Raw genomic sequence first — 26,492 nt, forward strand, 5'->3', positions numbered from 1 at the left:
TGTGACTTGCCAGGTGTTCATTGCCACCTCGCATTTGACACGCGGCCTTTTTCGTAACATCATTTGTTTCATGAAAAGAGACAGCCGCCTCTCGTCTGTCCTGCATGCGCTGCTGCACATGGCCGAGCAGGATGGACCCGTTACCTCGGAAACCTTGGCGCTGTGCCTGGGAACCAACCCGGTCGTCGTTCGACGCACGATGGGATACCTGCGGCAAGCGGGAATCGTCACCTCCGAACGAGGCCACGCAGGAGGATGGCGTATCCACGCCGACCTTGGCAGCGTCACCCTGCGTCAGTTGCACGAAGCCCTGGGAGAGCCGGCGACGTTTGCCATCGGCAACCGCAACGAGACACCGGAGTGTCTGGTCGAGCAGACGGTCAATGCGGCACTCGAAGGCACGTTTGCCGAAGCCGAGGCGCTGCTGCTCACGCGGTTTTCGGAAATCACCCTTGCCGATCTGGCCTCTGACTTCGCACGCCGGCATGCGGCCTTACGACACTCAAGGAATAAATCATGAATCACGACGTGATCGTCGTCGGCGGAAGCTACTCAGGCATGGCCGCGACCCTGCAACTGGTGCGCGCACGCAGGTCAGTGCTGGTGATCGATGCGGGCCAGCGGCGCAACCGCTTCGCCAGCCATTCACACGGATTTCTCGGCCAGGATGGTGTGCCGCCAGGTGAAATCGCTGCAAACGCACGCCGCCAGCTCGAGGCCTATCCAACGCTGACCTGGCTTGAAGGTCGGGTGGAAGCGGTCGCCGGGCAGGCGGACGAATTCACCGTCACGACGGCCGATGGCGAGTCGCACCTGGGGCGACGCATTCTATTGGCGACGGGGGTGACCGACCAGCTTCCAGCCATCGACGGACTCGCGCAACGCTGGGGGAAGACGGTTTTTCACTGCCCGTACTGCCATGGCCATGAACTTGGACAGGGACGCATCGGCATCGTCGGTGCCAGCCCGATGTCCATCCATCAGGCTGAGCTGCTGACGGATTGGGGGGATGTCACCTTGCTCGTCAACGGTGCATTGGAACTCAACGAGGAAATCAGGTCCACTTTGGAACGCCGAGGCGTGGTCATCGACGAGGCCCGCATCGACAGGATCGAGGGACATGCCGACGTGACGATGGTGGATGGAAGGCGACTGAGCTTTGCGGGCCTGTTTGTTGCAACGCGAACCACCCCCTCCAGCCCTTTGGCCGAGACAATCGGCTGTGCACTGGAAGAAACGCCCATGGGCATCCAGATCCGCACCGATGCCGAGAGCAAGACATCGGTGCCTGGCGTATTTGCCTGCGGCGATGTCGCGCGGGCACTGCATTCGGTGTCGCTGGCCGTGGGCAACGGTGCCATGACCGGCGCCCAGATTCACCGATCACTGCTTTGGCCCGAGACGATCGAGCCAGCGCAAGCGGAAAGCCGCGCTCTATGACGTCGTTCTCCGACCCGGCGGCTGTATCGGGCTATGCGGAGAGAACCGCAAGGATCGTACCGGGCCTTCGCGACGTGCACCGGATGGCGTGCGTGCTACTGGCCGAATGCGCGCCTTCAGACGCGCGCATTCTGGTGCTCGGCGCCGGCGGCGGGCTGGAACTGAAGGCCCTCGCCGAGATGCAGCCCGGCTGGCAGTTCGACGGCGTTGATCCCTCCGCAGAGATGCTCGAACTCGCCCGCACGATCCTGGGCCCGATGGCGCCTCACGTGCGCTTGCATGAGGGCTATATCGACAGCGCCCCCAAGGGGCCCTTCGATGGCGCGGCCTGCCTACTGACATTGCATTTCCTGCCGCCAACCGAGCGCCTGAAGACGCTGCAGCAGATGCACCTGCGACTCAAACCCGGTGCGCCCCTTGTCGTCGCGCATCACACTTTCCCGGCGAAGATCCCGGTCGGGACAGATGGCTCTCGCGCAATGCGGTGTTCGCGGCTACTTCCGGCGTACCCGTGCGTCAAGCCGAAGGCAGCATCGCGGCGATCAAGGAACGGCTGCCCGTGCTTTCGCCCGTGCAGGATGTCGATTTGCTCCGCGAGGCTGGATTCACGGACATCGACCTTTTCTATTGCGCGTTCACCTTCAAGGGTTGGGTCGCCCATCGAGCATGAGGGGGTATCGACGATGCAAGACATAGGGTCGGCAGGTGCGCTGTCCGTGTGTAGCGAGGAGGCTCCTAGCCGTGCGCCAGGGACAGGTAGGGGTTGTCCGGCGGGACTTCCGCGAACAATGCCGAAGGCGCCGCCAACAGATAGCCGTGCAACCGCCGCGATTTGCGCGGTCCGGTGACCTCGCAGGTCCAGATGTTCAGGCCGCTGCCCTGTTTGCGGTGCAGCCCCAGCTTCTCGAAGCGCTTCTGCACCCATTGCCAGTCGTGCAGATCGTCCTGTCGGGCCAGCGCCTGGATCTCCGGATGTTCCTGCACGTAGCGCTGGAAGACGCCGGGGCTGACCAGATACGCCGTGCCATCGACGGTATGCACCAGTGCCTTCGCGTCGTTGATGATGAGCTTGCGCGACTCGATGCCTTGCTTGAGCCAGGCGATGAAGGCTTCCCCGGACGGCATGGCCTTCGCGGGATCCGGCATGGTGGCAGGACTGGTTGGCGTCAAATGGGGCAAAGACGCAGTTGCTGTGGTGGATAGCGACGGCGGTTCCGCGCTGGCGGACGATGCACCGGCGGTGGCTGCGTCGGACGCATCGAGCATCGACAGCAGATCGGAGACCGGGTCCGCGGGCCCGGCCGGGCAATCCGCCACCCCAGGGGGCGGTGAGGTGGCCGGGATGCCGTCGGAGCCCGGCGCTGCCTCATCGCCAGGGAGGGGCTCTTCCGTCGTGACCGTGCCGGCGAACGGTGCGGGACGCTCGCCCGACTCCCAGATCAAGGCCGGCGACAGGCGCAGGAAGGTAAAGCTGTGCGACCAGCCGGTGCCGCTCGTGACGGTCGCCCGCCAGATCGCCTTCCCATCCGGGGCGGGCTGCACGATGCCATGGTCCTGGAGCACCGTGAAGACGGCGGTGTTGTTCGATGGATTGCCTTCGATGCCCTGCGACAGGAGATGCGCGCGCAACTTGTCGCTGACCGTCTTGCTGACGAGCCAGAGTGCGTCCTGGGTCAGCCATCCATCCGATGGGCCGCCGGGCTGGTTCAGCTTGAACTCCTCGCGCAGCAGGTAGCGCAGGCCATCCAGCAGCTTGCGCTGCAGCGCATGCTTCGGCGCCGCCATGGCCCTGGCCGGATCACCGCCGAGCGCCAGGGCCACCGATGCCTGGTCGGCCTTGACGACCAGCTCGCCCAGCGTGCCGGCATGCTCGTACTACGCCATGCCTGGCAGCAACAGCATCTGCAGCCGCTGGTCTGCCGGGAGACGGCCAGTGAACTCCTGCGCGTCCTGGCCTTTCCCAAGTTCAAGCTGTCGAACTTGGAACAGCAGGAGTTGCTGGCGGACTTTCTGCCCTACGCCGATGTGGTGGAACTGCCGGCGCCATGGCCAGACCTGCCAGTCTGCCGCGACGAGAAGGACCAGGTGTTCCTGGTGCTCGCGCATGTCGGCAAGGCGGATGCGCTGATCACGGGCGATGCAGACATTCTCGCCATGCGAGAGGACTTTCCCGGCTTGATCATGACCGCCGAAGCATTCGCGGCGCGGCGGGCATGAAGGAAACCGGCATCACCTTGCCCAACGACCGTGGAACGACCATGAGGTAGCCAACCATGAAGCACACCGCACGCATGACCACCGCAGCGCGACTCGGCCGCTGGCTGGGCGGTGTATGGGGCGGTTGCCTGCGCGCGGAGCGTCGGACACATCGGTGGCTGATGGCGCAGGGACTGCCGGCGGGCGGTGCAAGGGTGCTGATCTGGGTGATCAAGCTGGCGATCCTCGGAGTGTTGCTGTACGTCGCGGTCTGGGCGGCGCTGTTGCTGGTCGCCGTCGTTGTGGCTGCCAGGATGGCGGAGCAGACGCCGGAGGGCGACGACGATTTCGATCTGCAATTTCCTGCGAGTCTGGATGAACTACGTCAAACGCCTGGCTACGATCCAAACCTCTACAACGACACCTCTCACGAGATGTACAGCGAAGACGATTGAAGCCGTTCATCGCTGAGTCATTTCAGCTTCCTCGACATGACGCCTGGCCCCTTGCCGCCTGCGTTGCCCGCGTCTTTGGTGCCTGCCGAGAACGCGTTTGCGACAGTTCCGGCCCGAATCCCTGCCCAAGTCAATGCGCCAATCCAGAATGCCGGGAGCACCAGGAACATAGTCGCCATCACGAAGTTCAGCAGCATGTCCCCGAAGGTGTTGTTGAGGCCTACCAGCGGATCGAAGTTCGTGTGCGGCCGGTTCCAGCCCCACCCCCAGCCGTAGAGCGCATCGAGGATCGTCGAGTCGATCCAGCGGGCGAGTTGGAACCAGAAGTCGGTGAAGAACAGCGCGAACTGCACCACGCTCACCGTGACCACGGTCTTGAGGTCATAGGTGCCGATCAGCAGCACCAGCGGGATGCAGATGACCAGCGCCATCTTGAGCAGGGACAGCACCATCGGCAGCGCCTGCCGCACCACGTCCATCGCCGGGAAATAGCTTAGTGATCCGACGGTCAGCCCCACGTCGCTGGCGGCGCGGGTGACGATGTTGGGCAGCGTCATGTCGATCTGGCCACCGTAGTCCGTGTAGACCGCCCCCTGGTTGAGCTTCTGCTGGCGAGGGCTGGCGACGGCGCGGATCACCGAGTCGTTGATCTCGGCCTGGCTCAGGAAGCCCGCCCAGCCGGCCAGTCGCGTCAGCAGGCTGGGATCGACCTGGGCCAGCAGTCGTGCCCGCAGGCCGTGGCCGCCGTCGGACCACCACTGCCGGCAGGTCGGGTAGCCGCCCCCGCCGGGCACCTGGGCCAGGCCGGCGTCGCGCGTGGCGTCGAACGGCCAGGCATCGCGCGGTGTCCTGGAGCGGTAGCTGTCGTAGAAGCCGGCGGTGCCGACGAAGTAGCTGGAACCGATCCAGGTGACGTCGTGCATCTGCACCTCGCTCAGGCTGGGCCGGGTCATGAACAGCTTGGCGCGGGCGGGGCCGTAGCAGTCGCGGGTGAAGTCGCTGACCTCCTGGGCCAGCACCGGGTCGTCGATGCGGGTCGCGTCGATGTCCATGCGGATCTGCCGCAGGTCGGTGCCGCAGGGAATGGCCGCGACCGAGGCGCCGGTGATCGCGCGCGAGATCGCGTGCATGGCGAACCACCACACGGGCACCTTGGCCGATTGGTTGTTGATCGTGCTGAACGATTGCGACCAGCCGGTATCGGTCGGCTCCGGGACATTCACCTGGCACTGGGTCGAACGCGAGCGGTCGTACTTGATGGTGTTGAAATCGACATCAATGAAGGGAATGCCCGCGAACATGATCACCACGATGGCGACGAAGACGCGGTTCTCGATGCGGGCCGAGGACAGCACGCCCTTGTTGCCCTCGTCGGCGCCTTCCGCGCGGGCCTTCAGCCATTCCTGGATGATGATCGCCAGGAACGGGACGGCGAACATGCCGCTGGCGACCAGCACCGACCAGATGCCGTTGTGGACCACCCAGGACACCAGCGTCAGGTAGTACTCCAGGTAGTCGGTGGTGAACAGCGTCATGGCGACCCCGCGCTACCGTGCCTGCATCAGCAGGCCGGCTTCCAGCACGATCACGGCGACGATGGCCGCAACCTCTGCGCGCAACAGCCGCTGCCCGGCAGCGCGCTCCGGTTCCCGAGCGCGCAGGCGACGGCGCATCCAGAGCCAACCCCAGGCGGTGACGGCGTAGAGCAACAAGCGCCAGGCCAGGAAGGCCCCGGATTGCGCCGCCATCCAGCGCTGCCAGCCCTCGATGCCACCCGCGATGTGGATGCCGACCACATTGACGGCGATCAGCAGCGACACCGCCCATACCAGCACCGGGATGGCACGCCGGCGGGACAGCCAGCGCAGGCACCGCCTGGCGGCACTCATGGATGGCTTCCGCCGGACGGCGGCCGCTCGCGGCGGCATCGGGCGAACTCCAGGTCTGGCATGCCAGGTTGCCGCTGCAACTGGCTTGCGGGATAGAACTGGCATCGCCGACGCCACGGCCATTGAGCAGGTTGTAGCCGGCGCGGGTCACGTCGCCGACCACGCGCACCGGGCGTTGGCCCGCGCCGCCGGCGTTGTCTCCGCCGACCCACGGAACGCCATTGTTGCCACGGTTCGCCTCGGCGTCGTCGATCGCCGAGACCGCATCGGTGCTCGCGAGGGCCTGCTTCAGCGCCATGCCTTCGGCAAGCTGGTCCCAGCCGAGCTGTCCACCCGCCATGTCGGCCATGCGATTGGCGATGGCACGGCAGGTCAGCTTGCTGCGATCGAAGTCCAGCCTGGCTTGCAGCACCCCATTGGTCAACAGGTTGTACAGCCCTGGATCGGCGCGCTGGATGATCAAGGCGGGCAGCGGTTGGTAGACGTGGATCTGGTTGCGGCGCGTCACGATGTCACCCGCGCGCTGGGCGACCACGGCTGCGGCCTTGTGGTCATCCACCTGGTGCAGGAAGCCGCCACGCGGATAGACGTTGCCCCAGAGATTCAGCCCTGTGCGCGTGCCGATCTCGCGCCGGCCGGGAATCAGTGCTTCCGGATACAGCGCCTCGGGGATGTTGTAGCGCCATGCCAGCGTGTCGAGCGTGCTCAGCAGATAGGGCATGAAGGCGGTGCCGGCGCCCTCGCAGGTGTAGCCGGAGGCGCTGGCGAACTGGCTGAACACATGGCCACCGGGATGGTCGATGACGTCGACGTTCTTGAACTTCGCCAGGTTGTTCTCGTGATCCTCGTTGGTGGTGCCGTCGCCGCCGGCCTTCGCGGTCGGGTTCGGCAGGCTCATCGCCCGCACCTCGACCCAAGGGTTCTCGCCGGTGTTCGAGTAGCTCGACACCACGGCATCCGGGATGTAGTGGCGCACCTTGACCGAGGTGCGCACGGTGCATCCCGTCTAGGTGCAATAGAGCCAGTAGCAGATGCCGGTGACGCGGTATTCCAGGCAATCCGGCGACAGGGTGGAGGCCACGATGGTGGCGGTGTTCAGTGCAAAGGACGATGCGGAACACCCCAGCAGCAGCGCTGCGATGGCCAACCGCTGGCGCCGGGATGGTGCGAACGGACGCCTCGTCATGGCCGCGTCCTCCGGTATTGGTCGATGCGGGCAACCGCGCGGGCCACGTCCGTCTCGCCATAGACCACGTATCGGCGATCCACCACGATGGCCGGAACCTTGGTGACGCCAAGGCTCCAGGCATCGGCAATGCCCTGGTAGGCGGCGCCGATCCTTCGCTGCAGTTCTGTACCACCCTGCTTCAGGCGTTGCCGGACGATGGCGCTGGCACGTTCTTGATCGGCGGGCAGGTTGGCGGCCAGTTCCGCTTCGAGCACCGCGCCCGCGTCCAGGATGACGTGTCGGTCAGCCTGGCCAAGGACCGGATGATGCGAGTCGGTAACGACCCAGACTTCCGCAGCGGCGGCGCGAGTGGCCAACGCCAGGATGGCGATGGCCGTAGCAATCCATGCTGGGCGAGTGCGAGCGGCATGAGGAACAGCGCGAGAGTCCATGGGACAACACCGGAGGGAAGCCAATCCGGTGACAGTCGAACCGAAACCAGGCCTCGACGCGACAAACAAACCGGAGACCGCGCCGCCCCGTTTTCACCATCCTTGTCTGCCCCGACTCGCTGATCCGGACCTACGCGCGTGCCATGAGCTGACTGTGTGCAGTGGATGGGTATGGGCCGATCCAGCCCCGTGGCCCACTCTGTTCACGTCAGATGCCGACGCAGACATGATCGGCCTTCAAAGCCGTTTTCAGACCAGAGTCGCCTGAAAATTCCCATGCTTGCCACGCCTCGGATACACCTTCCCCATCATCACCAACAATCGCTTGCGCGCCATCCACAGGTTCGACAGCGCGAACAGCACGTTCAACTGCCCGGCATTCTTCGCCAGCCCCCGGTAGCGCACCTTCGTGTAACCGAACTGACACTTCACCACACGGAACGGATGCTCCACCTTTGATCGCACCTTGCCAATCAGGTGCGCGATGAACTCGCTCACGTCCTTCAACTCGCCATCGGGCAACGCCCTGATCCGGCTCCGACGCTCGGCTATGTGCCACTGAACCCGCTTGTCCTTCAGCTCCTCGCACTTGTCCGCACCCATATAGCCGGCATCGGCATAGACCACCTTCTCCTTGCCATGCAGCTGTTGGCCCGCTTGGGTCACATCGGCCACGTTCGCCGCAGTACGTACGACCTCACCTTCTCTGCCGGCCCGTATCAGTCCATCAGGTACCGCCACCTCACCATGCGCTCGCCCAAGTCGAGCGTGTCGCCATCGACGCTGAAGCGGCCATCGCCCTGATGATGGACCAACCGCGTTTCCTTGCGTGCCGTATCAATCCAGACACGTTGGACCTCCAGCACCCACAGGTTGTAGCGGCGTGTCCAACCGTCATCGGCGACGCGGCACTCGAGGTTGGCCCAGCACTCGCGCACCAGCGGTGCCTCCACGGTTTGCGCGGATGCGGGCGTCAGGCCGAAATGGGCGAACTTGTCGAGCGCATCGCCCGAGCAGTTGCCGATGTCCACCACCGTCTCGGCCAGATCCACCGTCGGCACCGCCAGCACGCATTCGCCCGTGTCCGACAGTGCACGATGGCTGTAGTCCCACGGCCCGATGATCGCACCGACCAAGGGCGGCTCGTGCTGCATCATCATGTGAAAGCCCATCGTCATCAGATTGACCCGGCCATCGGTACCGCGCGTGGACACCATCACGATGGGACCGGATTCGAGGACGCGATAGGCTTTTTCTGCTGGCAATTCATTGAGCATGGTGTGATCTCCTGATGCACCGCAGCGGCACGCAGCACCTAGCCACATGCCCGCCCTCGTGCGAATTTACTCCGCGAAATCCGTGGCATCGGATGCGCCACGCCATGCGTCCAGGTCCTTGCGCACCGCCTGCATCTTCTGCTCGGCCAGCGTGTTGGCGATCTTGCCCGCGAACAGATGCACGGGCGGCTCGGCCACCGCGGCGGCTTGCAGAATCAGCGTGGCCACTTTCTCCGGGTCGCCGGCCTGCTTGCCGTCCAGACCGTTCAAGTGCAGATCCAGCGAGGCCTGCGCCTCGGTGTAGTCAGCGATCGAACGCTTGGCCACCACCAGTGTGTCCTTGGACAGGAAACCAGTGCGCACCGGGCCGGGATAGACCACCGTGGCCTTGATGTTCAGTTCGGCCAGCTCGGCTGCCAGGGTCTCGGTCAACCCGGCCAGCGCAAACTTGCTGGCCACATAGCTGCCCCAGCCCGCATACCCGCCCTGGAAGCCGACGATGGAGGCCACGTTGAACACATGCCCCCTGCGCTGGGCGCGCAAGTGCGGCAGCGCGTGGCGCAGCACATGCAACGGCGCGAACACGTTGACGTCGAAATTGCGGCGCAGTTCGGCATCGCTCAGTGCCTCGATGGTGCCTTGCTGCCCGTAACCGGCATTGTTGACCACGCAGTCGATGCGGCCGAAGGTGGCAACGGTCTTGTCGATGGCGGCCTGTACGCTGGCTTCATCGACCAGATCCACCTCCAGCGGCAGCAGCAGTTCGTGCTTGTCGCCGAACGCCTGTTGCAGACTGGCCAGCGTGCGCGAGGTGGCGGCTACCGCATCGCCCTGCGCCAGCACCTGACGTGCTAGCGACAGGCCAATGCCGCGCGCGGCGCCGGTGATGAACCAGACTTTGGAAGGGTTTGCTTGTTGTTGCATGGATAAAAGCTCCTATGAGGTTGAAAGCGGATGAATTACTGGATGGCCACGCTCATGCCGCCGTCGGCCATGACCACCGCGCCGACGATGTAGCTGGCCTGGCCCGAAGCCAGGAAGGCTGCGACTTGCGCGATTTCTTCCGGACGCGCAGCGCGACCGATGGGCGCTTTGCGGCCGTGTTCGGCCAGATAGGCCTGGCCATCGGGCTGGATGGCGTTGGTGATGTTGGTGACGGCATCGCCCGAGCCGACCGCGTTGACGCGGATGCCGTGGCCGATGGCCTCCAGCGCCAGCGTGCGGGTCAGCTGCGCCAGCGCGCCCTTGGAGGCGGCGTAGGCGGCAATGCCCGGAAAGCTCTGGTAGCAGGCGTAGGAGCCAATGTTGACGATGGCGCCGGAGCCTGCCGCCATCATCGGACGCATGGCGGCACGGGAGAACAGGAAGGCGCCAGTGGCATTCACCGACAGCACCTGGTTCCATTCCTCCAGGCTCATCTCGGCGACAGGGCGATTGATGATGATGCCGGCGTTGTTGACCAGAATGTCCAGGCGGCCAAACTGCCCGATGGCTGTCTGCACGGCCAGCTCGGCGCTGGCTTCCTGCGCCACGTCGGCCACCACGGGCACCACGCCCTCGCGCGCCAGGGCGTTGACGTTGTCACCACGGCCCACCGCGACGATGCGCGCGCCCTGGCGATGCAGCAATTCGACCGTTGCCAGACCGATGCCGCTGGCGGCGCCGGTGACGATGGCAACGCGGTCGGCAAACGGCAGGGTCTGTGAGGCAATGTTGGTTTCGGACATGAAAACTCCCTGGAGATACATAGATTTCGGGATCAATACGGACTGGCCGTGGGACGCACGATGATTTCGCTCACGTCCACGCCATCGGGCTGGGCAATGGCATAGGCAATCGCTTGCGCCACGGCCTGCGGCGGCAAGCAGATGCGGCGGAAGTCCCGCATGGCCTCCCGTGCGCCGGGATCGGTGATGTGGTCGGCCAGCTCGGACTCGACCACGCCGGGGCTGACCAGCGTCACCCTGATGGCATCGGTCTCCTGGCGCAGCCCATCGGAGATGGCGCGCACTGCGAACTTGCTGGCGCAATAGACCGCAGAAGACGGCCACACCTGATGCGCGCCGACCGAGGCGATGTTGACGATGTGCCCATGGCCTTGCGCCTGCATGATCGGCAGCACGGCGGCAATGCCGTGCAGCACGCCGCGCACGTTGACGTCCAGCGTGCGGTTCCACTCCTCGATCTTCAGCGCGGCCAGTGGCGATAACGGCATGACGCCGGCGTTGTTGATCAGCACATCGACGCGGCCATGCGCGGCATGTGCTTTGGCGACGATGGCTTGCAGATCTTCGAGGCGCGTGACGTCCAACTGCACCGCCTCGACATGGCCGCCCTCGGCGCGCAGTTCGTCCTGCAAGGCGGTGATCCGGTCCAGGCGCCGCGCTCCGATGTAGAGGTGGTGTCCTTGCCGTGCCAAATGGCGGGCCGTGGCCTCGCCGATGCCGCTGCTGGCGCCAGTGAGCACGATGACCTTAGTAGTGTCCGGTGTCGTGGATAGCATGATTTCTCCTTGTGCTGTCTTGGCTGGCGCGGAGGCAAGCCAAGGCATTGCAAACAAGGTGAAATCGTAGGCAGGACCGCCTGGACGAACTAGGTCGATATCTCTTGCATCATTGCCTGATCCTATTCATGATCGACAATAACTACGGTAGATAGGGTAGAAATATAGCCATTTCATTGTTCCATGATGGTGAAGCCATGCCCGACCCACAACCCGACCTGTCACGACAGGCGGAAATGGCCGAATTGATCCTGCAACTGGCCCCGCACGAAGGCCACACCCGCTCGCTGCTCGACGGCGTGCGCCTGATGCGCGCCGATCGCCCGCTGGGACGCACGCCCGTGCTGTACGAGCCGAGCATCGTCATCGTCTGCCAGGGCCACAAGCGCGGCTACCTGGCCGATCGCGTCTACCATTACGACCCGCAGCACTATCTGGTGCTGTCGGTGCCGCTACCGTTCTCGACCGAGACCGACGCCAGCCCGGAGGAGCCCTTGCTGGCCGTATCCGTGCGCCTGGACAAGACCGCCGTGGCTGATCTGATCGTGGAGGTCGACCAGCAAACCAGCCGCGTCGCGTCCGCCCTCGTGCCGGCCGGCATCGTCTCCACACCGCTGGACGAGGCCCTGGCCGACACCACCCTACGCCTGCTGCGGGTGCTGTGCTCGCCATTGCAGGCGCGGGTGCTGGGGCCGGGCATCGTGCGCGAGCTGTGCTTCCGCGTGCTGATCGGCGAACAAGGCGGCGCCATCCGCGCGGCGCTGGCTAGCCAGGGCAGCTTCGAGCGCATCGCGCGGGTGCTGCGGCGCATCCACCACGACTACGCCCAGCCGCTGGACGTGGCGACCCTGGCCGACGAAGCCGGCCTGAGCGTGCCGGCCTTCCACGCCCACTTCAAGGCCGTTGCCGCGACCTCGCCGATCCAGTACATCAAGTCGGTGCGGCTGCACCAGGCGCGGCTGATGATGATCCGTGACCGCGTCACCGCCGCCGGCGCGGCCGCGCGCGTGGGCTACGAAAGCCCCTCGCAGTTCAACCGCGAGTTCAAGCGGATGTTCGGCCGCAGCCCGGGCGAGGAAGCGCGCGAAATGCGTTCGGCCTTCGCGCTGATAGAACCTGCCCAGCTTGAGGTCGCTGCCGTTACGCACTGAACGCAGGCGCATCCGGCCCGAGAGCGCGCAGCATCCAATCCACAAAGGCGCGGAGCTTGGGCGTCATGCGGCGGTCAGCCGCGTACAACAAGTGCATGGGGCGGGCCGGCAACTCATAGCCCTCCAGCACGCGTACCAGCCGGCCAGCCGCCAAGTCGGTCGCCACCGCACGCTCGTAGCCGAACACGATGCCATAGCCGTCGAGCGCGGCGGCGTACATCGCGCCCCAGTCACTAAGGTTGAGCCGGCTGCCCACCGCCACCGCGTGCTCGGCGCCATCGCGTACGAAACGCCATTGCCGGCTGAATGCCGACGGCCATGCCGGAAAGCCCACACATTCGTGACCGGCCAGATCAGCCGGCTCGCGGGGCGTGCCGTGCCGAAGAACGGCAAGCGAGGGAATTTCCAGGCGATTCCGGCTTGAAAGGGCCAGTGGAGGCAAGTGGATGGGCATCCATGATCCAAATGCCAGCACAAGCTCAGTCGCATTGTTCAAGTCGGAGTCTTGTTCAGAGGATCCCTAGGCACTCCGATGTGATCAGCCCGACTTCTTCCGAAATCAATCAGCAGTTTGTAGTCCGGCTTGAGTGCTTCGGCAACGCCTTAGCCTTGATGATTGCGACCCACGCGCAATGTCATCGTCATGAAGTCGTCCCATGCAATCGTCGTTATCGACATGCCTCGTTGGTTGTGACTTGTTGGAATCGCCCCAGGCGTTTCTCCGTCGTCCAATATGCCAGGGCTGCCACCGGCAGTGCGGCCCCCAAACCGGAGGTCCACGTCCAGCCACCGTGGGCATAGGCCCATGCGCCAAACGCCGAGCCGAGCGAGCCACCCAGGAAGAATGCCGCCATATAGAGGCCATTGAGTCGACCACGCATGTTCGCGCCCAGCATGAAGATAGCGCGCTGGCCCAGCGTCAAATTGGCCGCGACACCAAAATCCAGCACGATTGCGGCTAGCACGAGCAGGCCCAGCGCCCAGCCGGAACCGGGTTGCGCCAGGTGCGTCAAGGGGAACGCCAGCGCCACCATACCCATCGCCAGCGCGGAGGCCCTGTGGCTGTGACCCAGGTCGGCAATGCGCCCGGCCAGTGGCGTGGCGACCGCGCCCGCGGCCCCTGCCAAAGAGAACAGCGCGATGCCGCTTTGCGACAGCCCGAACGCCGGGCCGGCTAGCAGCAGCGGCACCGTTGTCCAGAACACGCTGAACGCCGCGAACAGCGCGGCATGGTAGAGCGCGCGGCGGCGCAACACCGGGGTATCGCGCAGAAGATGTCCCATGGAAGCGAGCAGGCCACTGTAGTGCAGGCCGAGACTGGGCTGACGAGCCGGCAGCGTGCGGGCCAACACTACGATCAGCACCAGCATGGCGGCTGCCGCCAGCAGGAACATAGCATGCCACGAGGCCAGATCAGCGATGAAGCTGGCGACCGGCCTCGCCAGCATGATGCCGAGCATCAGCCCGCTCATCACGTTGCCCACTGCACGGCCGCGCGACGCTTCGGGCGCCAGATGCGCAGCATAGGGCACCAGCACCTGCACAGCTACAGTGCCCAGGCCGATGCCCAGCGCCGCCGCTAGGAACGGCAACGGCTGGCGCGCCAGCCCAGCACCCAGCAGCGCCATCGCCGCCAGCCCCAGTAAACCAAGCGTCAGCCGGCGGTTCTCGATCAGGTCGCCGAGCGGCACGAGCAACAGCAGGCCTAGCCCGTAGCCAAGCTGGGTCAGCGTCACGCTCAGGCCGGCTGCCTGCGGCGACAGTCCCAGCGCCATGGCGATCGGGCCGGCCAGCGGCTGCACGTAGTACAGATTGGCGGCGGCCAGGCCGCAGGCCACCGCCAGCAGCAGCGTCAGCCTTGCTGGTGCAGTTGGGGCGTGATCTTCCCCCGTCATGCCTGTCTGACCCGGCGCGTGGGGCTGCGCGATAACGCTGTCCCGTACAGATGGATCTCGCCGTGCGCGAGGCTTTCGAAAAGCGAACTTCATGAAGTTTCTCCCTGATTTAATTGGAAACAAACGTTTCCTAAATTAGGAAAAAAATATCAGGCTAGCGCCTTGAGCGCGGTCGTCACGACGGCCTGCATCTGTGCACGGCTGCGCCCGGTCTTGCCGACCACTCGCATGCCTTGCGTCAGGCACAGCAGCATCCGCGCCGTGGCTTCGGCATCGACATGGATCTTGATCGAGCCGTCCGCCTGCCCCTGGCGGATCAGGTCGGCCAGCATGGCCTCATTGCGGGCCAGCGCAGCGGCGACGTGATCGGCCACGGACTTGTCTAACGTCGAAAGCTCCACCGTACTAGCGACGACCAGACAGCCTTGCCGTCCTGTGGTGCCGTGTGCGGACTCGGCATAGAAGGTCAGTGCGGCGTGCAGGCGCTCTAGGCCTGTGCCGCCGTTGTTGATGGTCTGGCGCAGATTTTGCGTTCGCTGGGTGCGGTAACGATCCAACGCCGCCAGGAAAAGCGATTGCTTGTCCTTGAACGCTTTGTAGAGGCTGCCCTGGGCCAGTCGCATGGCACGGGTCAGGTCGGTGATCGACGCACCGGCATAGCCGCGCTCACTGAAGACGCGGATCGCTTGGTCAAGCACCTTGTCGGCGTTGAATTCGCGGGGACGGCCCCTGCTGCGTGGAAGCGATGAGGAAGATTGGACAACCATGCTGGCCATTATATGGAATCGATCGTTTCCTAATATAGCACTTCACCGGAGGTTTGGGCGAGCCGTCATCACTGCTGAAGAGGAATGTCACTTCCAATGTGCGCGGGACGTTGAGCTGGCGGCCGCTCGTGCGGCCTGGGAGGCGTACCGTTTTATCTTTCCCGCACCTGGGTGAGGTCGATCCTGCACCAAGGAGATACCTGCCAATGCTCAGCTTCGAACCGGTCGATGGCTGCTGCATCGCGCAAGGTCATGCCGATCATGTCCAAGCCATCGACCAGCATCCGCTTCTGCCTGGGTTGCAAATCGAAGGGATATTCATCGCCCTGCGGCGTGGAAACGATTTGCTTCTCCACGTCGATGGTCAGGCGCTTGTCCTGGCCATGCGCCACGCTGTCCATCAACGCCTGGACCTGCTCCGGCGGCAAGGTGACAAGCAGCAGGCGATTGTTCATCGCATTGAAATAGAAGATCTCTCCGTAACTCGGCGCGACGACAGCATCGAACCCGGCCTGCTGCAATCCCCATACCGCGTGCTCCCGGCTCGATCCGCAGCCGAAGTTCGCCCCGCCCAACAGAATGCGCGCGCCGCGATATTCCGGACGGTTGAGCACGAAGTCCGGGCGAAGCCGCCCTTCGGTGTCGAAACGCAGGTCATGCAGCAGTCCGTCTGCCAATCCGCTCTTGTCGATCCCCAGCAGGAACTGCTTGGGCATGATCTGATCGGTGTCCAGGTTGCCGATTGGCAATGGCGCCGCCACGCCTGCGATACGGTGCGTTTCGCTCATGCGCGGAACTCCTTGCGAATGTCGACGATGCGTCCGGCGATTGCGGCAGCGGCAGCCATGGCCGGACTCATCAGATGCGTGCGGCTGCCCCGGCCCTGCCGACCCTCGAAGTTGCGATTGGTCGTGGAGGCGCAACGCTCGCCCGGCGCGAGTACGTCGTCGTTCATCGCCAGGCACATCGAACAGCCCGGCTGTCGCCATTCGAACCCTGCCTCGACCAGCACCTGCGCGATCCCTTCGCGTTCGGCCTGGTCACGGACCAGCCCGGAGCCAGGCACCACCATCGCCCGCACGCTTGGTGCAACCTTGCGCCCCCGCACCACCCGCGCCACCTCGCGCAGGTCCTCGATGCGGGCATTCGTACACGAACCGATGAACACGCGGTCGATCGGAATACCTTCGATCGGCGTGCCAGGCGCCAAGCCGATGTAATCCAGCGCCTTGTGCCAAGTTGCCTTCTCGATATCACCCGAGGCGTCGCTCAATGGCGGCACGGTGCCATTCACCGGCAGCGCCTGGTCGGGACTGGTCCCCCAGGTGACATAGGGGGCGACCTCGGAAGCATCGAAGCGATGCTCGGCATCGAAACGCGCCGATGCGTCGGTGCGGAGTTGCCTCCACGCGGCACGAGCGGCCGCCAGCGCAGTGTCATCCATATCACAGATCCGCTCGCACACGTAGTCGGACGTGATCGCGTCTGGCGCGATCAGCGCGGCGCGGGCACCGGCTTCCACAGTCATGTTGCACAAGGTCATGCGCGCCTCGGCGGACAGTGCGGTGATAGCTTCGCCGACATACTCGACCGCATAGCCACGCGCGCCTTGTGCTCCGATCTTGGCGATGATGTGCAAGATCAGGTCCTTGGACGTCGTCCCCAGAGGCAGTCGACCATCGACTTGGATTCGCATGTCCTTGGCCACGCGATACACCAGCGTCTGGGTAGCAAGCACATGCTCCACCTCCGATGTGCCGATCCCGAACCCGAGTGCCCCGAGGGCACCATAGGTCGTGGTATGGCTGTCACCACACAACACGACCATGCCGGGTCGGATCAGGCCAAGTTCTGGCGCGACCACATGCTCGATGCCTTGCATGGGATCGCGTACGTCGAACAGCTTGATTCTTTGCTCGGCGCAGTTGCGGGAAAAGTTTGCCGCCTGCCGCGCAGCGGGGGGGATGTTGATCGTGCGCGCCGCGATAGGCATGGGACTCGTGGGAATGACGTGATCGACCACGCCCATTTGCTGGTGTGGGCGCCGCACCCGCAATCCACGTTGCGCCAGTCCTGCAAAAGCTTGTGGGCTGGTGTATTCGTTCATGATGTGCAGGTCGACATATAGCAGCACGTTGTCGACGTCCAAGCGTTCGACGGTGTGCGAATCGACCAGTTTCCGGTAAAGCGTCGTCGCTGGCATGGGCAGGCTCGCGGACAGTCAGGAAGTCAGGAAGGCGAGGGCGTGATCGAGCAACACCTCGGGCGCTTCCTCCGGGATGTAGTGGCCGCAGGGCAGCGCCATACCCTTTACGCCGGGATTCCAGCGGCGCCACTCGGCCAGAGGGTCGAAGCACCGTTCGATCACGCCATCGCGTCCCCACAATGCCAGGAAGGGACATTGGATCTGCTTGCCCGCGGCAAGATCGGCCTGATCGTGTTCGAGGTCGATCCCTACCGAGGCACGGTAGTCCTCGCAGATGCCATGTGCGGTTGCCGGATCGGACAGGCAACGCAGATAGGCAGCATAGGCCTCCGGCGCGAAAGGCTTCAGGCCGGCACTGCGGGCACCCATGGTCTGCTTCAGGTAGAGATCCGGGTCGGCCCGGATCAACGTCTCTGGGAAAGGCGACGGTCGCACGAGGAAGAACCAGTGCCAGTAGGCGCGCGCGAATTCGAATGAGGTCTGCTGGTACATCGCCAGCGTGGGTGCCACATCCAGCGTGACCAGGCGGGATACCACATCTGGATGATCCAGCGCCATCCGCGCCGCGACCCGACCACCCCGGTCATGACCGATCACCGCGAACGTCGGCAGGCCCAGCGCCTGCATTAATCGCACTTGGTCCAAGGCCATCCGACGCTTGGCGTAGTTGGCGTGGTCTGGCTCGCCTGGCGGTTTCCCGCTGTCGCCATAGCCGCGCAGGTCCGCAACGACAACTGTGAATTGCCGCGCCAGCGTCGGAGCCACCTTGTGCCAGATCGCGTGTGTCTGAGGGTGTCCATGCAGCAGAAGCAGCGCCGGCCCGGCGCCGGCCATCAACGCATGGATCTTGATGCCATCGACCGTGGCGGATACGTCGGAAAAGCCTTCGAACATTCCTTGCCTCCATGTTCTCCATGTTCCGACGGCCATTCTATTCATGAATCAGAACGGCGTTATTGAATTATATTTATTCAATTAATAACTTATGAGAATGAATTGGAGCATCATGTCCGAGTTCTCCGACATCCGCCTTTTCACCTTAGTGGCGCGCCATCGCAGCTTGGCTGCGGCCGCGCGCGAACTTGGCGTCACTCCGCCAGCGGTCAGCAAGCGCTTGGCGCATTTGGAAAAGCGGCTCGGCGTGCGCCTGACTCATCGCACGACACGACGCCTGACGCTCACGCCGGAGGGCGAACGCTACCTGGCCGAGGGATCACGCCTGCTCGGGGAATTGCAGGAACTTGAGCAAGTGCTGATCCGCGGCCATGCCGAACCGGCCGGACTGCTCCGTGTCAATGCCTCATACGGTTTCGGTCGTGCACGGGTGGCACCGGCCATTTCGGCGTTCGTTGCCCGCTATCCCGCCATACGGGTGCAACTGCAATTGACCGACCAGCCCTTGAACCTGCGCGAACACGGTTATGACATCGGCATCCGCTTCGGCGATCCTCCCAGCACCCGGATCAATGCAAGGTTGTTGCTGCGCAATCACCGTCTTGTATGCGCTTCGCCGGCCTATGTTGCCCGGAACGGTAAGCCGAACATTCCGCACGACTTGGTGCGTCACGCCTGCTTGATCGTTCGGGAAAACGATGCGGCCTACGGCGCTTGGCATTTCCGCCGCGGAAAGTCCACCGAGACGGTCAAAGTCGACAATGTGCTATCGAGCAACGATGGCAACGCCGTGCTGCGTTGGACGCTGGACGGCCATGGCATCGCCATCCGCTCAGCGTGGGAAATCGCACCCTACCTGGCCCGGGGCGAACTGATCCCATTACTGGGTGACTGGAAGCTACCCAACGCCGACATCTACGCGACCTACCTGGAACGCAGCGAGGTGTCGTCCGCCAAAGTGCGCGCGTTTCTTGACTTCACGGCAAAATATTTGGCGACGAGTTGAAACGCCATCAAAAGGCAGCAATAAGCATTTCCATGGGAGGAGTCATCGTGACGCCAAAGGCGATCACGCACTCGATTGGCGTTGCCGATGTGGATGCAGTCGTCATCCAGAGGCCGATGCCAGGCGGATCACACATCGGCACTGTTGCAATGCCCCATCGCCAACGCCGATTCCACTATCCCCGGCAGCAGACTGCGCTGGGCGAGATCGCGCTTGAGCCCTCGCCGAGGTTGCGCCGCCAGAGTCCAGCAACAGCCGCGGCAACGGACTTCATTGCTTCTTTTGTGATGCGCACAATCTCGTTGACGAACCCCATCCCGGTGCGCTTGGTCACGCAAGCATGCAACCCAGCGGTCGGAGGCGAATGAGGTATCGCTGGGGAGCGCAAACGATTGCATGGCTAGACCGGCAGGTGCGACGGCGATGCAGTTGACATCGCCATTGCTACAGAATAGCATTTGAACTAACGATCGTTAGGTATTCTCGGGCCGTTATCGGTTGTTGACCGATACGAATTCACCCCATGGAGAGTTCTCGAATGAGTGCGGTTGCAAGACCAGTCGATGGTGAGGTGGGATTTCCGCTGAAGATCTACGATTTCCCTCGGGGCCCTTACCCGACGCGTGTCCGGATCGCCTTGGCAGAAAAAAACCTCCAGTCACGCGTGGAGTTCGTGATGGTTGATCTCCGCAAGGGGGCGCACAAGGATCCCAGGTTCATCTCGGATAAAAACTACTCCGGAACGGTTCCGGTGCTTGAGCTTGCGGATGGAACGTGCATTGCCGAGTGCACCGCCATCACGGAGTATCTCGATGCGCTTGTCGGCGGTGCGGTTTTGACGGGCTCCACAGCGTTCGAGAGGGGAATGATTCACATGATGAGCAAGCGCGCCGAACTGGAGCTGCTTGACGCCATCAGTGTTTACTTCCACCACGGAACGCCGGGTTTGGGGCCACTGGTGGAGCAATACCAGAACCGGGAATGGGGGCTCAGGCAGCGCGACAAGGCCTTGCGTGGCATGCATTATTTCGATGATGTGCTTCGCAAGCGAGCTTATGTTGCCGGCGACGCGTTCTCCATGGCCGACATTACGGTCATCGCCGGACTGGTATTCGCTGATATCGTCGACTTGGCGGTACCCGCCGAATGCACGGCGCTCTTGGCATGGTACGAAAGGATGAAAATGCGCCCCAGCGTAAATAGCCAACCCGCATTTGCTCGCAGGTAGGCCGTTCGACGTATTCGTAACCAGACGTTCGCAAGACAAAATACCGCCGTGGAGCGTTATTACACAAGTCGAGGGCGACAGCCGTGGAGAGTCAGAGAAACACGAACTCCAGTGACAAGATCTTGTCCATTGCAACGCGAATCGCCCAGGCGCACGGTTACGGTGGCTTGAACGTTCGCCGCTTGGCCGAAGAAGTCGGCGTCAAACCTGCAAGTCTTTACCATCATTTCCCGAGCAAGGCGGCTCTTGCTGCTGCAGTTGCCAGACGATACTGGAACAATTCGGCGACGCAATTGGAAGAACTGTTGAATCGGTTTCCGGAACCCACAGATTGTTTGCGCAGATATCCCGATATGTTCAGGAAGGCGCTGGAGAACGACAACCGCATCTGCCTGTGCAGTTTCATGACGGCTGAATACGATGACCTTCCCGAGAATGTGAGGCAAGAAGTTCGAACATTCTCCGATGTGCATATCACATGGCTGGCTAAGGTTTTGGCGAGCGCCGGGATTGTCAATCCGAACATCGCGAAAGAACGCGCGCAGGCCATCTATGCTGCAATCACAGGAGCGCAGCTGATGGCACGTGGGCGTTCCGACTTAAGTCTTTTCGATACGTTGATCACGAACTACAGGGCAACCGGGCTTCTGCCGGCCTAGAGGCGAGGCCAGCGGACGCACCACGAAGACAAGCGCTCGACTGCTGTTTGAGCAAGGCAACCGCCACGCTACGTTTGGGGCGCGTCCAACGCCCGGCATTCTCAGGGCTGGGGCTATGCATTCCAGGGCTCAGGGGCAACCTCAAGCCGTAGTGCTCCTATGCATGAGATCCCATGGCTGCGTGTCGCCGAAGCTCATGCTCAGATGCTCGATGAAGCGGCGAACTTTCAACGACACATGCCGCTTGCTCGGATAGATGGCATGAATCGCCAAATCAGTTGTTTTGTGGTCGGCCAGCAGGACACGAAGCGCACCGCTGGCGATGGACTGCTCGAACACGAAGCTGGGGCCGTAGACCACCCCCGCCCCTGTCAGCGCTGCCGCTAGCAGCATCTGCATGTTGTTTGCAGCGAGCCGGATCGCACCATCAATGTGATGGGTCTGGCCGTTAGCATCCGTGACGCTCCAGTCTCCGGCTGAAACCGCCTGGGAGAAAGCGAGCCGAGGTGCCTGGCGGAGCTGTTCGACGGTTTTCGGCTCGCCATGTCGTGCCAAAAAGGATGGCGCTGCGCAGAACATCATGCGACACGAGGCGAGCCGCCGAGCAACGAGATCGGAGTCTTGCAGACGGCCGATGCGGATAGCAATGTCGATGCCATCTGCCAGTAGATCGACATAGCGATCGCTCAGCGTGGTCTCGATCGAGACATCGGGGTATTCAGCCAGATAATTCGATACAACGCGACCAAGATGCAGTGCCCCAAAGGTTGTCGGCGCAGCCACGCGCAACATTCCACGCACACTCTGTTGCGCGTCCTGGGCTTCGCGATTCGCGTCCTCGTACTCTTCCAGTAAGCGCTTGCATCGCGTGTAGTAGGACCGCCCTACATCTGTTAGCGTCAACTTGCGCGTACTGCGTTGAAGCAACCGAACTTTCAACTGTCCCTCGATCGCGGAAACGTGCTTGCCCGCCATCGAGGGTGACAGGCCAAACCGCCGAGCGGCGCTTACCAAGCTGCCTTCTTCGACTGCGGAGACGAACACCGCCATGCTGAGCAATCTATCCATACCACCTCATTCGATATCCTGATTATCAGGTGGTAATAAATCTAGGCCAATTATCGGCCGAACGGAATGGGTCTAGCCTAGCACTGTAGCCAGCCGATCCCCGGTGGGCTTTAGCAAAAGGATGTTCCAATGAAGGTCGAATCGAACGGCATAGAGATCCATGTCGAGGAACAAGGGCAAGGCGATCCGTCACTCGTTTTTCTGCATTACTGGGGCGGCTCGTCTCGCACTTGGAAGCATGTCTGCTCCAGGCTGGCGCCGAACTTCCATACGCTTGCTCTCGATCATCGCGGCTGGGGTCAATCCGACGCGCCTTCGATGGGCTACGGGCTGGCAGACCTTGCAGCCGATGCGGAGGGCGTGATCGCAGCGCTGCACCCGAAGCGCTACGTTCTGATCGGTCACTCTATGGGAGGCAAGGTTGCTCAGCTTATGGCGTCGCGGCGGCCTGTCGGACTGGTCGGGCTGGTTCTCGTCGCTCCTTCACCGCCATCGCCAATGATCTTGCCGAAAGAGGCACGCGAAATGATGGCAGGAGCCTACGCAAACCGTGAAACAGTGGAGGCGACTATCGATAACGTGCTGACGGCCCTCCCGCTGTCAGCGGAGGATCGCGAACAAGTGATCGCGGACAGCTTGCGTGGCGCGCCAGCGGCCAAGCTAGCTTGGCCCAGAGCGACCAGCTTGGAAGACATCACTGGGCAGGTAGGTGCCATAGACGTACCTACGCTTGTTATTGCAGGCGAGCGGGATCGCGTGGATTCGCCCGAGGTACTGAGGAAAGAATTACTTCCTCGCATATCGCAAGCCGTCATGACCGTAGTACCAGGTACAGGGCATTTGCCTATGTTAGAAACACCGGATGCATTGACTCCATTGATTGAGCATTTCTGCCGTTCGTTGCCTGAGAGAGGGTGAAGCGGACATTGCGGCGGGGCGCAATCGAAGCGCCTCGCAGCTAATACGCGGCGAAAAGCTCGCCCCCCGAAGGGCGTTGCACGGACGTGGGCGGCGCAGTTCGTGCACTGGTACAACCACGAGCACCTGCACAGCGGGCTGCGCTTCGTGGCCCCGGCCGTTCGCCATGCCGGCCAGGATGAGGTCCAGTTGCAGGCACGCAGATGGGTATACGAGCTTGCCCGCCAGCGTCATCCGCAGCGCAGGACCGGACCGACCCGCAACTGGAGCCGCGTTGGCGCCGTCACCCTCAATCCCGACCGCGATGCGGGCGCGCCGAGGCAAAGCCGACAGCATGACAAGTAACCGATTAGCTGCATGAGATCAGGCGACAACTACCTTGACACGCACCGAGAGCACGCCGGCAACGGCGTGTTCTTACCCGAAGTCAAAGTCAGATCCTGGGCGAAAGTCCGTATCGCTACCACACTGGATCAGTGCAACGCCTTTTCGCCCGGGCGCAGCGTCAAGACACGCACACCGTTCCCGGTGACAGCAACGGTATGCTCGAACTGAGCCGACAATTGCCCATCGCGCGTAACCACCGTCCAGCCGTCGTCCTCAGTTCGAATGGCACGTCGTCCTTGGTTCACCATCGGCTCTATGGTGAAAACCATGCCTTCGCGCAGTACTAGCCCCGTTCGCGGCTTGCCCCAGTGCAAAACCTGGGGGTCCTCGTGCATTTCACGACCGATACCGTGCCCACAGTATTCCCGGACGATCGAATAACCATTCCTGCGGGCATGCCGCTCGATGGCGTGGCCCACGTCACCGAGCGTGGCACCTGGGCGGACAGCCTGGATGCCTTTCCACATCGCTTCATAAGCCACTTGCACGAGCCGCCGTGCCGGCTGCGACACCTGGCCCACCAGATAGGTCTTGCTGGAATCGGCGATGTAGCCATTCTTCTCCAGCGTGATGTCGAAATTGACGATGTCCCCGTCCTGCAGGATGTCCTCGGCGGAAGGAACGCCGTGGCAGACCACATGGTTGCGGGAGGCGTTTAGCGCGTAGGCGTAACCGTATTGCCCTTTGCTGGCCGGGCGTGCGTTGAATTCATGGACGATGAGGTCATCGACCAGATCATTGACCTGCATCGTGGACATGCCAATCAGATTCAGCCGATCAAGATGGCTGAACACCTGTGCCAAAAGCTGGCCTGACTCCGCCATCAGCGCGATTTCTTCTGGCCGTTTGGTCATGACGCCCCCATCTTGATGGGTTGCGCCACAACGCCCGCGGCCCGCAGTTCACGAGCAACGATATCGTTGAAGCTTTGCGTTGGATTCATTTCACACAGCATGCCGATCCTGATCCAGAAGGCTGCCTGTGCGTTGATCGACCGGCACGATACTGCGCTGGCCTTGCGCAGTTGGTCATGCAGATCATCATCGATGTTCACGATACCCATCTGTCTAGTTGTATATGAAACATATATGAATCATATGGTCATCTTGGCCGTAGCGCAAGTGAACTGCGCTGACGTGATCAAGTCGACGCCATGATGGTTTCCTTGGAACCGGTAGCGCAGGCCTGACTCGGCGCGATAGAAATGGCGGGCCGAGTTCACCGATCGGGCCATGACGGCATGGGCATCGGCAAGCTCGGCCAAGCTCCATCACCCTCGGCCGAGGGCGTCGCCTTGACCTTGAACCTTCAGTTCCTGGCAAAAAAGGCATTCATGCCCGGCAGGTCGGACAGGTAGGTCTCGATAGCAGCGATCTTGCAATCGCGCAGGGTGCAGACCGTGGCCAGGTGTTCGTCCAGCACGAGGTCATTCCGGCGTGCGGTGTTATGCAGCAAGAGCGCGACATTATCCCGGCTTACCAGGATGTGCTTGAGCTCGAAATTCAGGCCGAAGCTGGCAATTAGCTCAGCTCTGGCAACGACTGCTTCCGCACCGACCGCTGGACCAGAGATCTGATTGTCTCCGGGCAGAACCCAGGTGGCATCGTCGGTAAGAAGCTTACGGATCGCCTGCCAGTCGCGGCGGGTCAGTGCGGCATGAAACTGCTTGGCCAAAGCAAGCTTTGTTTCGTAGGTATGCATGACTATTCTCCTGTAGCGGGGTGTACAGCGAGATTGGACAGCGCCAGGGATGGATCTGTAAAATCGATATTCGATAGTAGCCAGCAATAGATTCAAGTTATGAAGAAGCGCGACATGGGTCTACTGGTGTCGTTGGATGTTCTGCTTGAAGAGGCCAACGTCACTCGTGCAGCACGACGCTTAGCCATCAGCCAGCCTGCACTCTCAGCCCAACTGGCCCGCTTGCGGCAGGTGCTTGATGATCCTTTGCTGGTGCCGGCCGAGCGCGGCCGAGGTATGCGGTTGACGCCACGTGCAGCGCAGCTGAAATCACCCCTGCATGAGTTGCTGACACGGCTTGAGGATCTTGTCGAGGCGCCCTACGCTTTCGATCCCAGCACGGCCAAGCGCGATTTCACGATCGCCCTCAATGACAATGCCGCGATGACGATTGGACTGGATCTCATCGAGCGCATTCGGAAGCAGTCGTATGTGGGCCTTCGATTGGCCATGCTCCAGATACCCCGGGATGAGGTCCTGGATCTCACAGCTCGCGGACGCATCGATCTGGTGATCGGCACCCGAGCCTTCATGCCCCCTGGTTTGCGCACCCATGATCTGGTCGACGACAGGTTTCAGGTGGCCCAACGCAAGGGGCATCCTCGCGGCACGGCTGCAATGACGCTGGAGCAATACTGCGCTTATGAGCATGTGCTGGTGTCTACTAATGGCAGTTATCACAGTGGGATCGATGATTTTCTTGCAGAGCTGGGGCATTATCGACACACCACGGTATCCGTGCAGTACTACACAGCGGTGCCACCGATACTTGAGCGCACGAACTGCCTGGCGACACTGCCTGAGCGCTTCCTACACCGCTTTGATCACATGATCGACCGCTTCGACCTCCCATTCGCATTTGATCCGTTCCAGCTGCAGGTCGGTTGGCATCCGCGCTTTGACGAAGATTTAGGGCATCAGTGGCTGCGTGAACAGCTGATTGCGGCGAGGCCCTTCTGACGCATGAAATGACGGGTACTCAAGGGGCTCTCGAAGCCCACGGGTAGTTGAGTTTCGCATCGGCCGAGTTTGCAGGCAGGAAACGCGTGACCCGATGGGAAGCGTTTCTGGGGCGTGTGCAGGAAATTGTGCCGGGGAAGCTGCTGGTGAGTGTGATCGAGCCGTTCCAACGGAGGGCTGTTGAGGGCGTTGTTGCACAAACGTCCCGAGTCTGTAGGCTAGCGCACCCATGA

31 protein-coding genes and 3 pseudogenes are annotated in these 26,492 nt (G+C 62.6%); 13 read left to right on the top strand and 21 right to left on the bottom strand.

Annotated elements, in window-relative coordinates; genetic code table 11:
• Nucleotides 1-70: 70 nt before the first annotated feature.
• The 4 genes and pseudogenes from AAV94_RS08165 to AAV94_RS15360 all read left to right on the top strand — a co-directional run bounded on the left by AAV94_RS08165 (nucleotide 71) and on the right by AAV94_RS15360 (nucleotide 2,110).
• Entirely contained in the window at nucleotides 71-520 is a 450-nt protein-coding gene (locus AAV94_RS08165; RefSeq protein ID WP_032972743.1) for an Rrf2 family transcriptional regulator, read from the top strand.
• Nucleotides 517-1,440, top strand: a complete 924-nt coding sequence (locus AAV94_RS08170; protein ID WP_046741837.1) for an NAD(P)/FAD-dependent oxidoreductase — start codon at nucleotides 517-519, stop codon at nucleotides 1,438-1,440. The genes AAV94_RS08165 and AAV94_RS08170 overlap by 4 nt, the downstream gene beginning before the upstream one ends.
• Nucleotides 1,441-1,523: 83 nt before the next feature.
• Nucleotides 1,524-1,808: pseudogene (locus AAV94_RS15355) on the top strand (class I SAM-dependent methyltransferase); the annotation flags it as partial.
• Between the two features lie 143 nt (nucleotides 1,809-1,951).
• On the top strand, nucleotides 1,952-2,110 hold the full coding sequence (locus AAV94_RS15360; protein ID WP_407927309.1) for a hypothetical protein: 159 nt from the start codon (nucleotides 1,952-1,954) through the stop codon (nucleotides 2,108-2,110).
• Nucleotides 2,111-2,175: 65 nt separating this feature from the next.
• Here AAV94_RS15360 and AAV94_RS08180 read toward each other — a convergent pair.
• Nucleotides 2,176-3,315, bottom strand: a pseudogene (locus AAV94_RS08180) (helicase/relaxase domain-containing protein); the annotation flags it as partial.
• Here AAV94_RS08180 and AAV94_RS08185 point away from each other — a divergent pair.
• Nucleotides 3,307-3,657, top strand: a complete 351-nt coding sequence (locus AAV94_RS08185; protein WP_046741867.1) for a putative toxin-antitoxin system toxin component, PIN family — start codon at nucleotides 3,307-3,309, stop codon at nucleotides 3,655-3,657. The pseudogene AAV94_RS08180 and the gene AAV94_RS08185 sit on opposite strands and share 9 nt — an antisense overlap.
• A 56-nt stretch (nucleotides 3,658-3,713) precedes the next feature.
• Nucleotides 3,714-4,091, top strand: coding sequence for a DUF3742 family protein (locus AAV94_RS08190; RefSeq protein WP_032958318.1), 378 nt, complete (start codon nucleotides 3,714-3,716; stop codon nucleotides 4,089-4,091).
• A gap of 17 nt (nucleotides 4,092-4,108) precedes the next feature.
• On the opposite strand, the gene AAV94_RS08195 is transcribed toward AAV94_RS08190, so the two are convergent.
• From AAV94_RS08195 to AAV94_RS08230, 10 genes and pseudogenes are all read right to left on the bottom strand, one after another.
• Nucleotides 4,109-5,626 carry a conjugal transfer protein TraG N-terminal domain-containing protein gene (locus tag AAV94_RS08195; protein ID WP_046741839.1) on the bottom strand — a complete coding sequence of 506 codons (1,518 nt, stop codon included), beginning with the start codon at nucleotides 5,624-5,626 and terminating at the stop codon, nucleotides 4,109-4,111.
• Between the two features lie 12 nt (nucleotides 5,627-5,638).
• Entirely contained in the window at nucleotides 5,639-5,980 is a 342-nt protein-coding gene (locus AAV94_RS15200; protein ID WP_084824831.1) for a hypothetical protein, read from the bottom strand.
• A 31-nt stretch (nucleotides 5,981-6,011) separates the two neighbouring features.
• Nucleotides 6,012-6,974 (bottom strand): annotated as a pseudogene (locus tag AAV94_RS15325) (TIGR03756 family integrating conjugative element protein); the annotation flags it as partial.
• 12 nt (nucleotides 6,975-6,986) lie between these two features.
• Nucleotides 6,987-7,166, bottom strand: coding sequence for a hypothetical protein (locus AAV94_RS15330; RefSeq protein ID WP_331396811.1), 180 nt, complete (start codon nucleotides 7,164-7,166; stop codon nucleotides 6,987-6,989).
• On the bottom strand, nucleotides 7,163-7,600 hold the full coding sequence (locus tag AAV94_RS08205; RefSeq protein ID WP_046741840.1) for a TIGR03757 family integrating conjugative element protein: 438 nt from the start codon (nucleotides 7,598-7,600) through the stop codon (nucleotides 7,163-7,165). The genes AAV94_RS15330 and AAV94_RS08205 overlap by 4 nt, the downstream gene beginning before the upstream one ends.
• Nucleotides 7,601-7,849: 249 nt before the next feature.
• Nucleotides 7,850-8,341: a transposase gene (locus tag AAV94_RS08210; RefSeq protein ID WP_084824825.1), complete on the bottom strand. Its 492-nt coding sequence runs from the start codon at nucleotides 8,339-8,341 to the stop codon at nucleotides 7,850-7,852.
• Entirely contained in the window at nucleotides 8,320-8,877 is a 558-nt protein-coding gene (locus tag AAV94_RS08215; protein WP_046741841.1) for a flavin reductase family protein, read from the bottom strand. Before AAV94_RS08215 ends, AAV94_RS08210 begins: the two co-directional genes overlap by 22 nt.
• Nucleotides 8,878-8,943: 66 nt before the next feature.
• Nucleotides 8,944-9,801, bottom strand: a complete 858-nt coding sequence (locus AAV94_RS08220) for an SDR family oxidoreductase (RefSeq protein WP_046741842.1) — start codon at nucleotides 9,799-9,801, stop codon at nucleotides 8,944-8,946.
• A 35-nt stretch (nucleotides 9,802-9,836) separates the two neighbouring features.
• Entirely contained in the window at nucleotides 9,837-10,604 is a 768-nt protein-coding gene (locus AAV94_RS08225) for an SDR family NAD(P)-dependent oxidoreductase (RefSeq protein ID WP_046741843.1), read from the bottom strand.
• A gap of 32 nt (nucleotides 10,605-10,636) precedes the next feature.
• On the bottom strand, nucleotides 10,637-11,380 hold the full coding sequence (locus AAV94_RS08230; protein WP_046741869.1) for an SDR family oxidoreductase: 744 nt from the start codon (nucleotides 11,378-11,380) through the stop codon (nucleotides 10,637-10,639).
• Between the two features lie 197 nt (nucleotides 11,381-11,577).
• Here AAV94_RS08230 and AAV94_RS08235 point away from each other — a divergent pair, with 197 nt between their 5' ends.
• Nucleotides 11,578-12,531, top strand: coding sequence for an AraC family transcriptional regulator (locus tag AAV94_RS08235; RefSeq protein WP_046741844.1), 954 nt, complete (start codon nucleotides 11,578-11,580; stop codon nucleotides 12,529-12,531).
• On the opposite strand, the gene AAV94_RS08240 is transcribed toward AAV94_RS08235, so the two are convergent.
• From AAV94_RS08240 to AAV94_RS08265, 6 genes are all read right to left on the bottom strand, one after another.
• A complete protein-coding gene (locus AAV94_RS08240; RefSeq protein ID WP_052754976.1) occupies nucleotides 12,521-12,985 on the bottom strand; it encodes a LysR substrate-binding domain-containing protein in 465 nt (154 codons plus the stop codon). The genes AAV94_RS08235 and AAV94_RS08240 overlap by 11 nt on opposite strands.
• Nucleotides 12,986-13,199: 214 nt before the next feature.
• Nucleotides 13,200-14,426: an MFS transporter gene (locus AAV94_RS08245; RefSeq protein WP_046741845.1), complete on the bottom strand. Its 1,227-nt coding sequence runs from the start codon at nucleotides 14,424-14,426 to the stop codon at nucleotides 13,200-13,202.
• A gap of 149 nt (nucleotides 14,427-14,575) precedes the next feature.
• Nucleotides 14,576-15,193: a TetR/AcrR family transcriptional regulator gene (locus AAV94_RS08250; protein ID WP_046741871.1), complete on the bottom strand. Its 618-nt coding sequence runs from the start codon at nucleotides 15,191-15,193 to the stop codon at nucleotides 14,576-14,578.
• 152 nt (nucleotides 15,194-15,345) lie between these two features.
• Nucleotides 15,346-15,981, bottom strand: coding sequence for a 3-isopropylmalate dehydratase small subunit (gene leuD, locus AAV94_RS08255; protein WP_046741846.1), 636 nt, complete (start codon nucleotides 15,979-15,981; stop codon nucleotides 15,346-15,348).
• Nucleotides 15,978-17,396: a 3-isopropylmalate dehydratase large subunit gene (gene leuC / locus AAV94_RS08260; RefSeq protein ID WP_046741847.1), complete on the bottom strand. Its 1,419-nt coding sequence runs from the start codon at nucleotides 17,394-17,396 to the stop codon at nucleotides 15,978-15,980. The genes leuD and leuC overlap by 4 nt, the downstream gene beginning before the upstream one ends.
• Before the next feature lie 18 nt (nucleotides 17,397-17,414).
• The gene (locus AAV94_RS08265) at nucleotides 17,415-18,293 is read right to left on the bottom strand and encodes an alpha/beta fold hydrolase (protein WP_046741848.1); all 879 of its coding nucleotides are present in this window, start codon (nucleotides 18,291-18,293) and stop codon (nucleotides 17,415-17,417) included.
• A gap of 112 nt (nucleotides 18,294-18,405) precedes the next feature.
• Between AAV94_RS08265 and AAV94_RS08270 the strand changes: the two genes are divergently transcribed.
• From AAV94_RS08270 to AAV94_RS08285, 3 genes are all read left to right on the top strand, one after another.
• Entirely contained in the window at nucleotides 18,406-19,299 is an 894-nt protein-coding gene (locus AAV94_RS08270; protein ID WP_032972540.1) for a LysR family transcriptional regulator, read from the top strand.
• Between the two features lie 538 nt (nucleotides 19,300-19,837).
• The gene (locus tag AAV94_RS08280) at nucleotides 19,838-20,527 is read left to right on the top strand and encodes a glutathione S-transferase (protein WP_046741850.1); all 690 of its coding nucleotides are present in this window, start codon (nucleotides 19,838-19,840) and stop codon (nucleotides 20,525-20,527) included.
• Between the two features lie 83 nt (nucleotides 20,528-20,610).
• Complete coding sequence (locus AAV94_RS08285; RefSeq protein ID WP_046741851.1) at nucleotides 20,611-21,186, top strand: TetR/AcrR family transcriptional regulator; 576 nt, start codon at nucleotides 20,611-20,613, stop codon at nucleotides 21,184-21,186.
• 141 nt (nucleotides 21,187-21,327) lie between these two features.
• Here AAV94_RS08285 and AAV94_RS08290 read toward each other — a convergent pair whose 3' ends face one another.
• On the bottom strand, nucleotides 21,328-22,254 hold the full coding sequence (locus AAV94_RS08290; protein ID WP_009618128.1) for a LysR family transcriptional regulator: 927 nt from the start codon (nucleotides 22,252-22,254) through the stop codon (nucleotides 21,328-21,330).
• A gap of 129 nt (nucleotides 22,255-22,383) precedes the next feature.
• On the opposite strand from AAV94_RS08290, the gene AAV94_RS08295 reads away from it, so the two are divergent.
• Entirely contained in the window at nucleotides 22,384-23,172 is a 789-nt protein-coding gene (locus AAV94_RS08295; RefSeq protein WP_046741852.1) for an alpha/beta fold hydrolase, read from the top strand.
• 102 nt (nucleotides 23,173-23,274) lie between these two features.
• Nucleotides 23,275-23,517, top strand: a complete 243-nt coding sequence (locus AAV94_RS08300) for a hypothetical protein (protein WP_052754977.1) — start codon at nucleotides 23,275-23,277, stop codon at nucleotides 23,515-23,517.
• A gap of 128 nt (nucleotides 23,518-23,645) precedes the next feature.
• Here the strand turns inward: AAV94_RS08300 and map are convergent, their stop codons facing one another.
• The 3 genes from map to AAV94_RS08315 form a co-directional block, all read right to left on the bottom strand.
• Nucleotides 23,646-24,413 carry a type I methionyl aminopeptidase gene (gene map, locus AAV94_RS08305; protein WP_001554377.1) on the bottom strand — a complete coding sequence of 256 codons (768 nt, stop codon included), beginning with the start codon at nucleotides 24,411-24,413 and terminating at the stop codon, nucleotides 23,646-23,648.
• Nucleotides 24,410-24,622, bottom strand: a complete 213-nt coding sequence (locus tag AAV94_RS08310) for a ParD-like family protein (protein WP_001554376.1) — start codon at nucleotides 24,620-24,622, stop codon at nucleotides 24,410-24,412. Before AAV94_RS08310 ends, map begins: the two co-directional genes overlap by 4 nt.
• Before the next feature lie 245 nt (nucleotides 24,623-24,867).
• A complete protein-coding gene (locus AAV94_RS08315) occupies nucleotides 24,868-25,260 on the bottom strand; it encodes a nuclear transport factor 2 family protein (protein ID WP_046741853.1) in 393 nt (130 codons plus the stop codon).
• Nucleotides 25,261-25,359: 99 nt separating this feature from the next.
• Between AAV94_RS08315 and AAV94_RS08320 the strand changes: the two genes are divergently transcribed.
• Entirely contained in the window at nucleotides 25,360-26,259 is a 900-nt protein-coding gene (locus AAV94_RS08320) for a LysR family transcriptional regulator (protein WP_231731309.1), read from the top strand.
• The last annotated feature ends 233 nt before the right edge of the window (nucleotides 26,260-26,492 follow it).

The organism is Lampropedia cohaerens (assembly GCF_001005215.1).
Taxonomy (GTDB): Bacteria; Pseudomonadota; Gammaproteobacteria; order Burkholderiales; family Burkholderiaceae_C; genus Lampropedia; species Lampropedia cohaerens.

Coding starts and splice junctions, on each gene's coding strand:
- AAV94_RS08250 (WP_046741871.1), bottom strand. CDS start 15,193: ATGGTTGTCCAATCTTCCTCATCGCTTCCACGCAGCAGGGGCCGTCCC.
- AAV94_RS08315 (WP_046741853.1), bottom strand. CDS start 25,260: ATGCATACCTACGAAACAAAGCTTGCTTTGGCCAAGCAGTTTCATGCC.
- AAV94_RS08230 (WP_046741869.1), bottom strand. CDS start 11,380: ATGCTATCCACGACACCGGACACTACTAAGGTCATCGTGCTCACTGGC.
- AAV94_RS08295 (WP_046741852.1), top strand. CDS start 22,384: ATGAAGGTCGAATCGAACGGCATAGAGATCCATGTCGAGGAACAAGGG.
- AAV94_RS08170 (WP_046741837.1), top strand. CDS start 517: ATGAATCACGACGTGATCGTCGTCGGCGGAAGCTACTCAGGCATGGCC.
- AAV94_RS08205 (WP_046741840.1), bottom strand. CDS start 7,600: ATGGACTCTCGCGCTGTTCCTCATGCCGCTCGCACTCGCCCAGCATGG.
- AAV94_RS08320 (WP_231731309.1), top strand. CDS start 25,360: ATGAAGAAGCGCGACATGGGTCTACTGGTGTCGTTGGATGTTCTGCTT.
- AAV94_RS08195 (WP_046741839.1), bottom strand. CDS start 5,626: ATGACGCTGTTCACCACCGACTACCTGGAGTACTACCTGACGCTGGTG.
- AAV94_RS08185 (WP_046741867.1), top strand. CDS start 3,307: ATGCTCGTACTACGCCATGCCTGGCAGCAACAGCATCTGCAGCCGCTG.
- AAV94_RS08310 (WP_001554376.1), bottom strand. CDS start 24,622: ATGGGTATCGTGAACATCGATGATGATCTGCATGACCAACTGCGCAAG.
- AAV94_RS08235 (WP_046741844.1), top strand. CDS start 11,578: ATGCCCGACCCACAACCCGACCTGTCACGACAGGCGGAAATGGCCGAA.
- AAV94_RS08245 (WP_046741845.1), bottom strand. CDS start 14,426: ATGACGGGGGAAGATCACGCCCCAACTGCACCAGCAAGGCTGACGCTG.
- AAV94_RS08240 (WP_052754976.1), bottom strand. CDS start 12,985: ATGCCCATCCACTTGCCTCCACTGGCCCTTTCAAGCCGGAATCGCCTG.
- AAV94_RS08215 (WP_046741841.1), bottom strand. CDS start 8,877: ATGCTCAATGAATTGCCAGCAGAAAAAGCCTATCGCGTCCTCGAATCC.
- map (WP_001554377.1), bottom strand. CDS start 24,413: ATGACCAAACGGCCAGAAGAAATCGCGCTGATGGCGGAGTCAGGCCAG.
- AAV94_RS08190 (WP_032958318.1), top strand. CDS start 3,714: ATGAAGCACACCGCACGCATGACCACCGCAGCGCGACTCGGCCGCTGG.
- leuD (WP_046741846.1), bottom strand. CDS start 15,981: ATGAGCGAAACGCACCGTATCGCAGGCGTGGCGGCGCCATTGCCAATC.
- AAV94_RS08265 (WP_046741848.1), bottom strand. CDS start 18,293: ATGTTCGAAGGCTTTTCCGACGTATCCGCCACGGTCGATGGCATCAAG.
- AAV94_RS08225 (WP_046741843.1), bottom strand. CDS start 10,604: ATGTCCGAAACCAACATTGCCTCACAGACCCTGCCGTTTGCCGACCGC.
- leuC (WP_046741847.1), bottom strand. CDS start 17,396: ATGCCAGCGACGACGCTTTACCGGAAACTGGTCGATTCGCACACCGTC.
- AAV94_RS08220 (WP_046741842.1), bottom strand. CDS start 9,801: ATGCAACAACAAGCAAACCCTTCCAAAGTCTGGTTCATCACCGGCGCC.
- AAV94_RS08270 (WP_032972540.1), top strand. CDS start 18,406: ATGTCCGAGTTCTCCGACATCCGCCTTTTCACCTTAGTGGCGCGCCAT.
- AAV94_RS08280 (WP_046741850.1), top strand. CDS start 19,838: ATGAGTGCGGTTGCAAGACCAGTCGATGGTGAGGTGGGATTTCCGCTG.
- AAV94_RS08290 (WP_009618128.1), bottom strand. CDS start 22,254: ATGGATAGATTGCTCAGCATGGCGGTGTTCGTCTCCGCAGTCGAAGAA.
- AAV94_RS08165 (WP_032972743.1), top strand. CDS start 71: ATGAAAAGAGACAGCCGCCTCTCGTCTGTCCTGCATGCGCTGCTGCAC.
- AAV94_RS15200 (WP_084824831.1), bottom strand. CDS start 5,980: ATGAGTGCCGCCAGGCGGTGCCTGCGCTGGCTGTCCCGCCGGCGTGCC.
- AAV94_RS15330 (WP_331396811.1), bottom strand. CDS start 7,166: ATGACGAGGCGTCCGTTCGCACCATCCCGGCGCCAGCGGTTGGCCATC.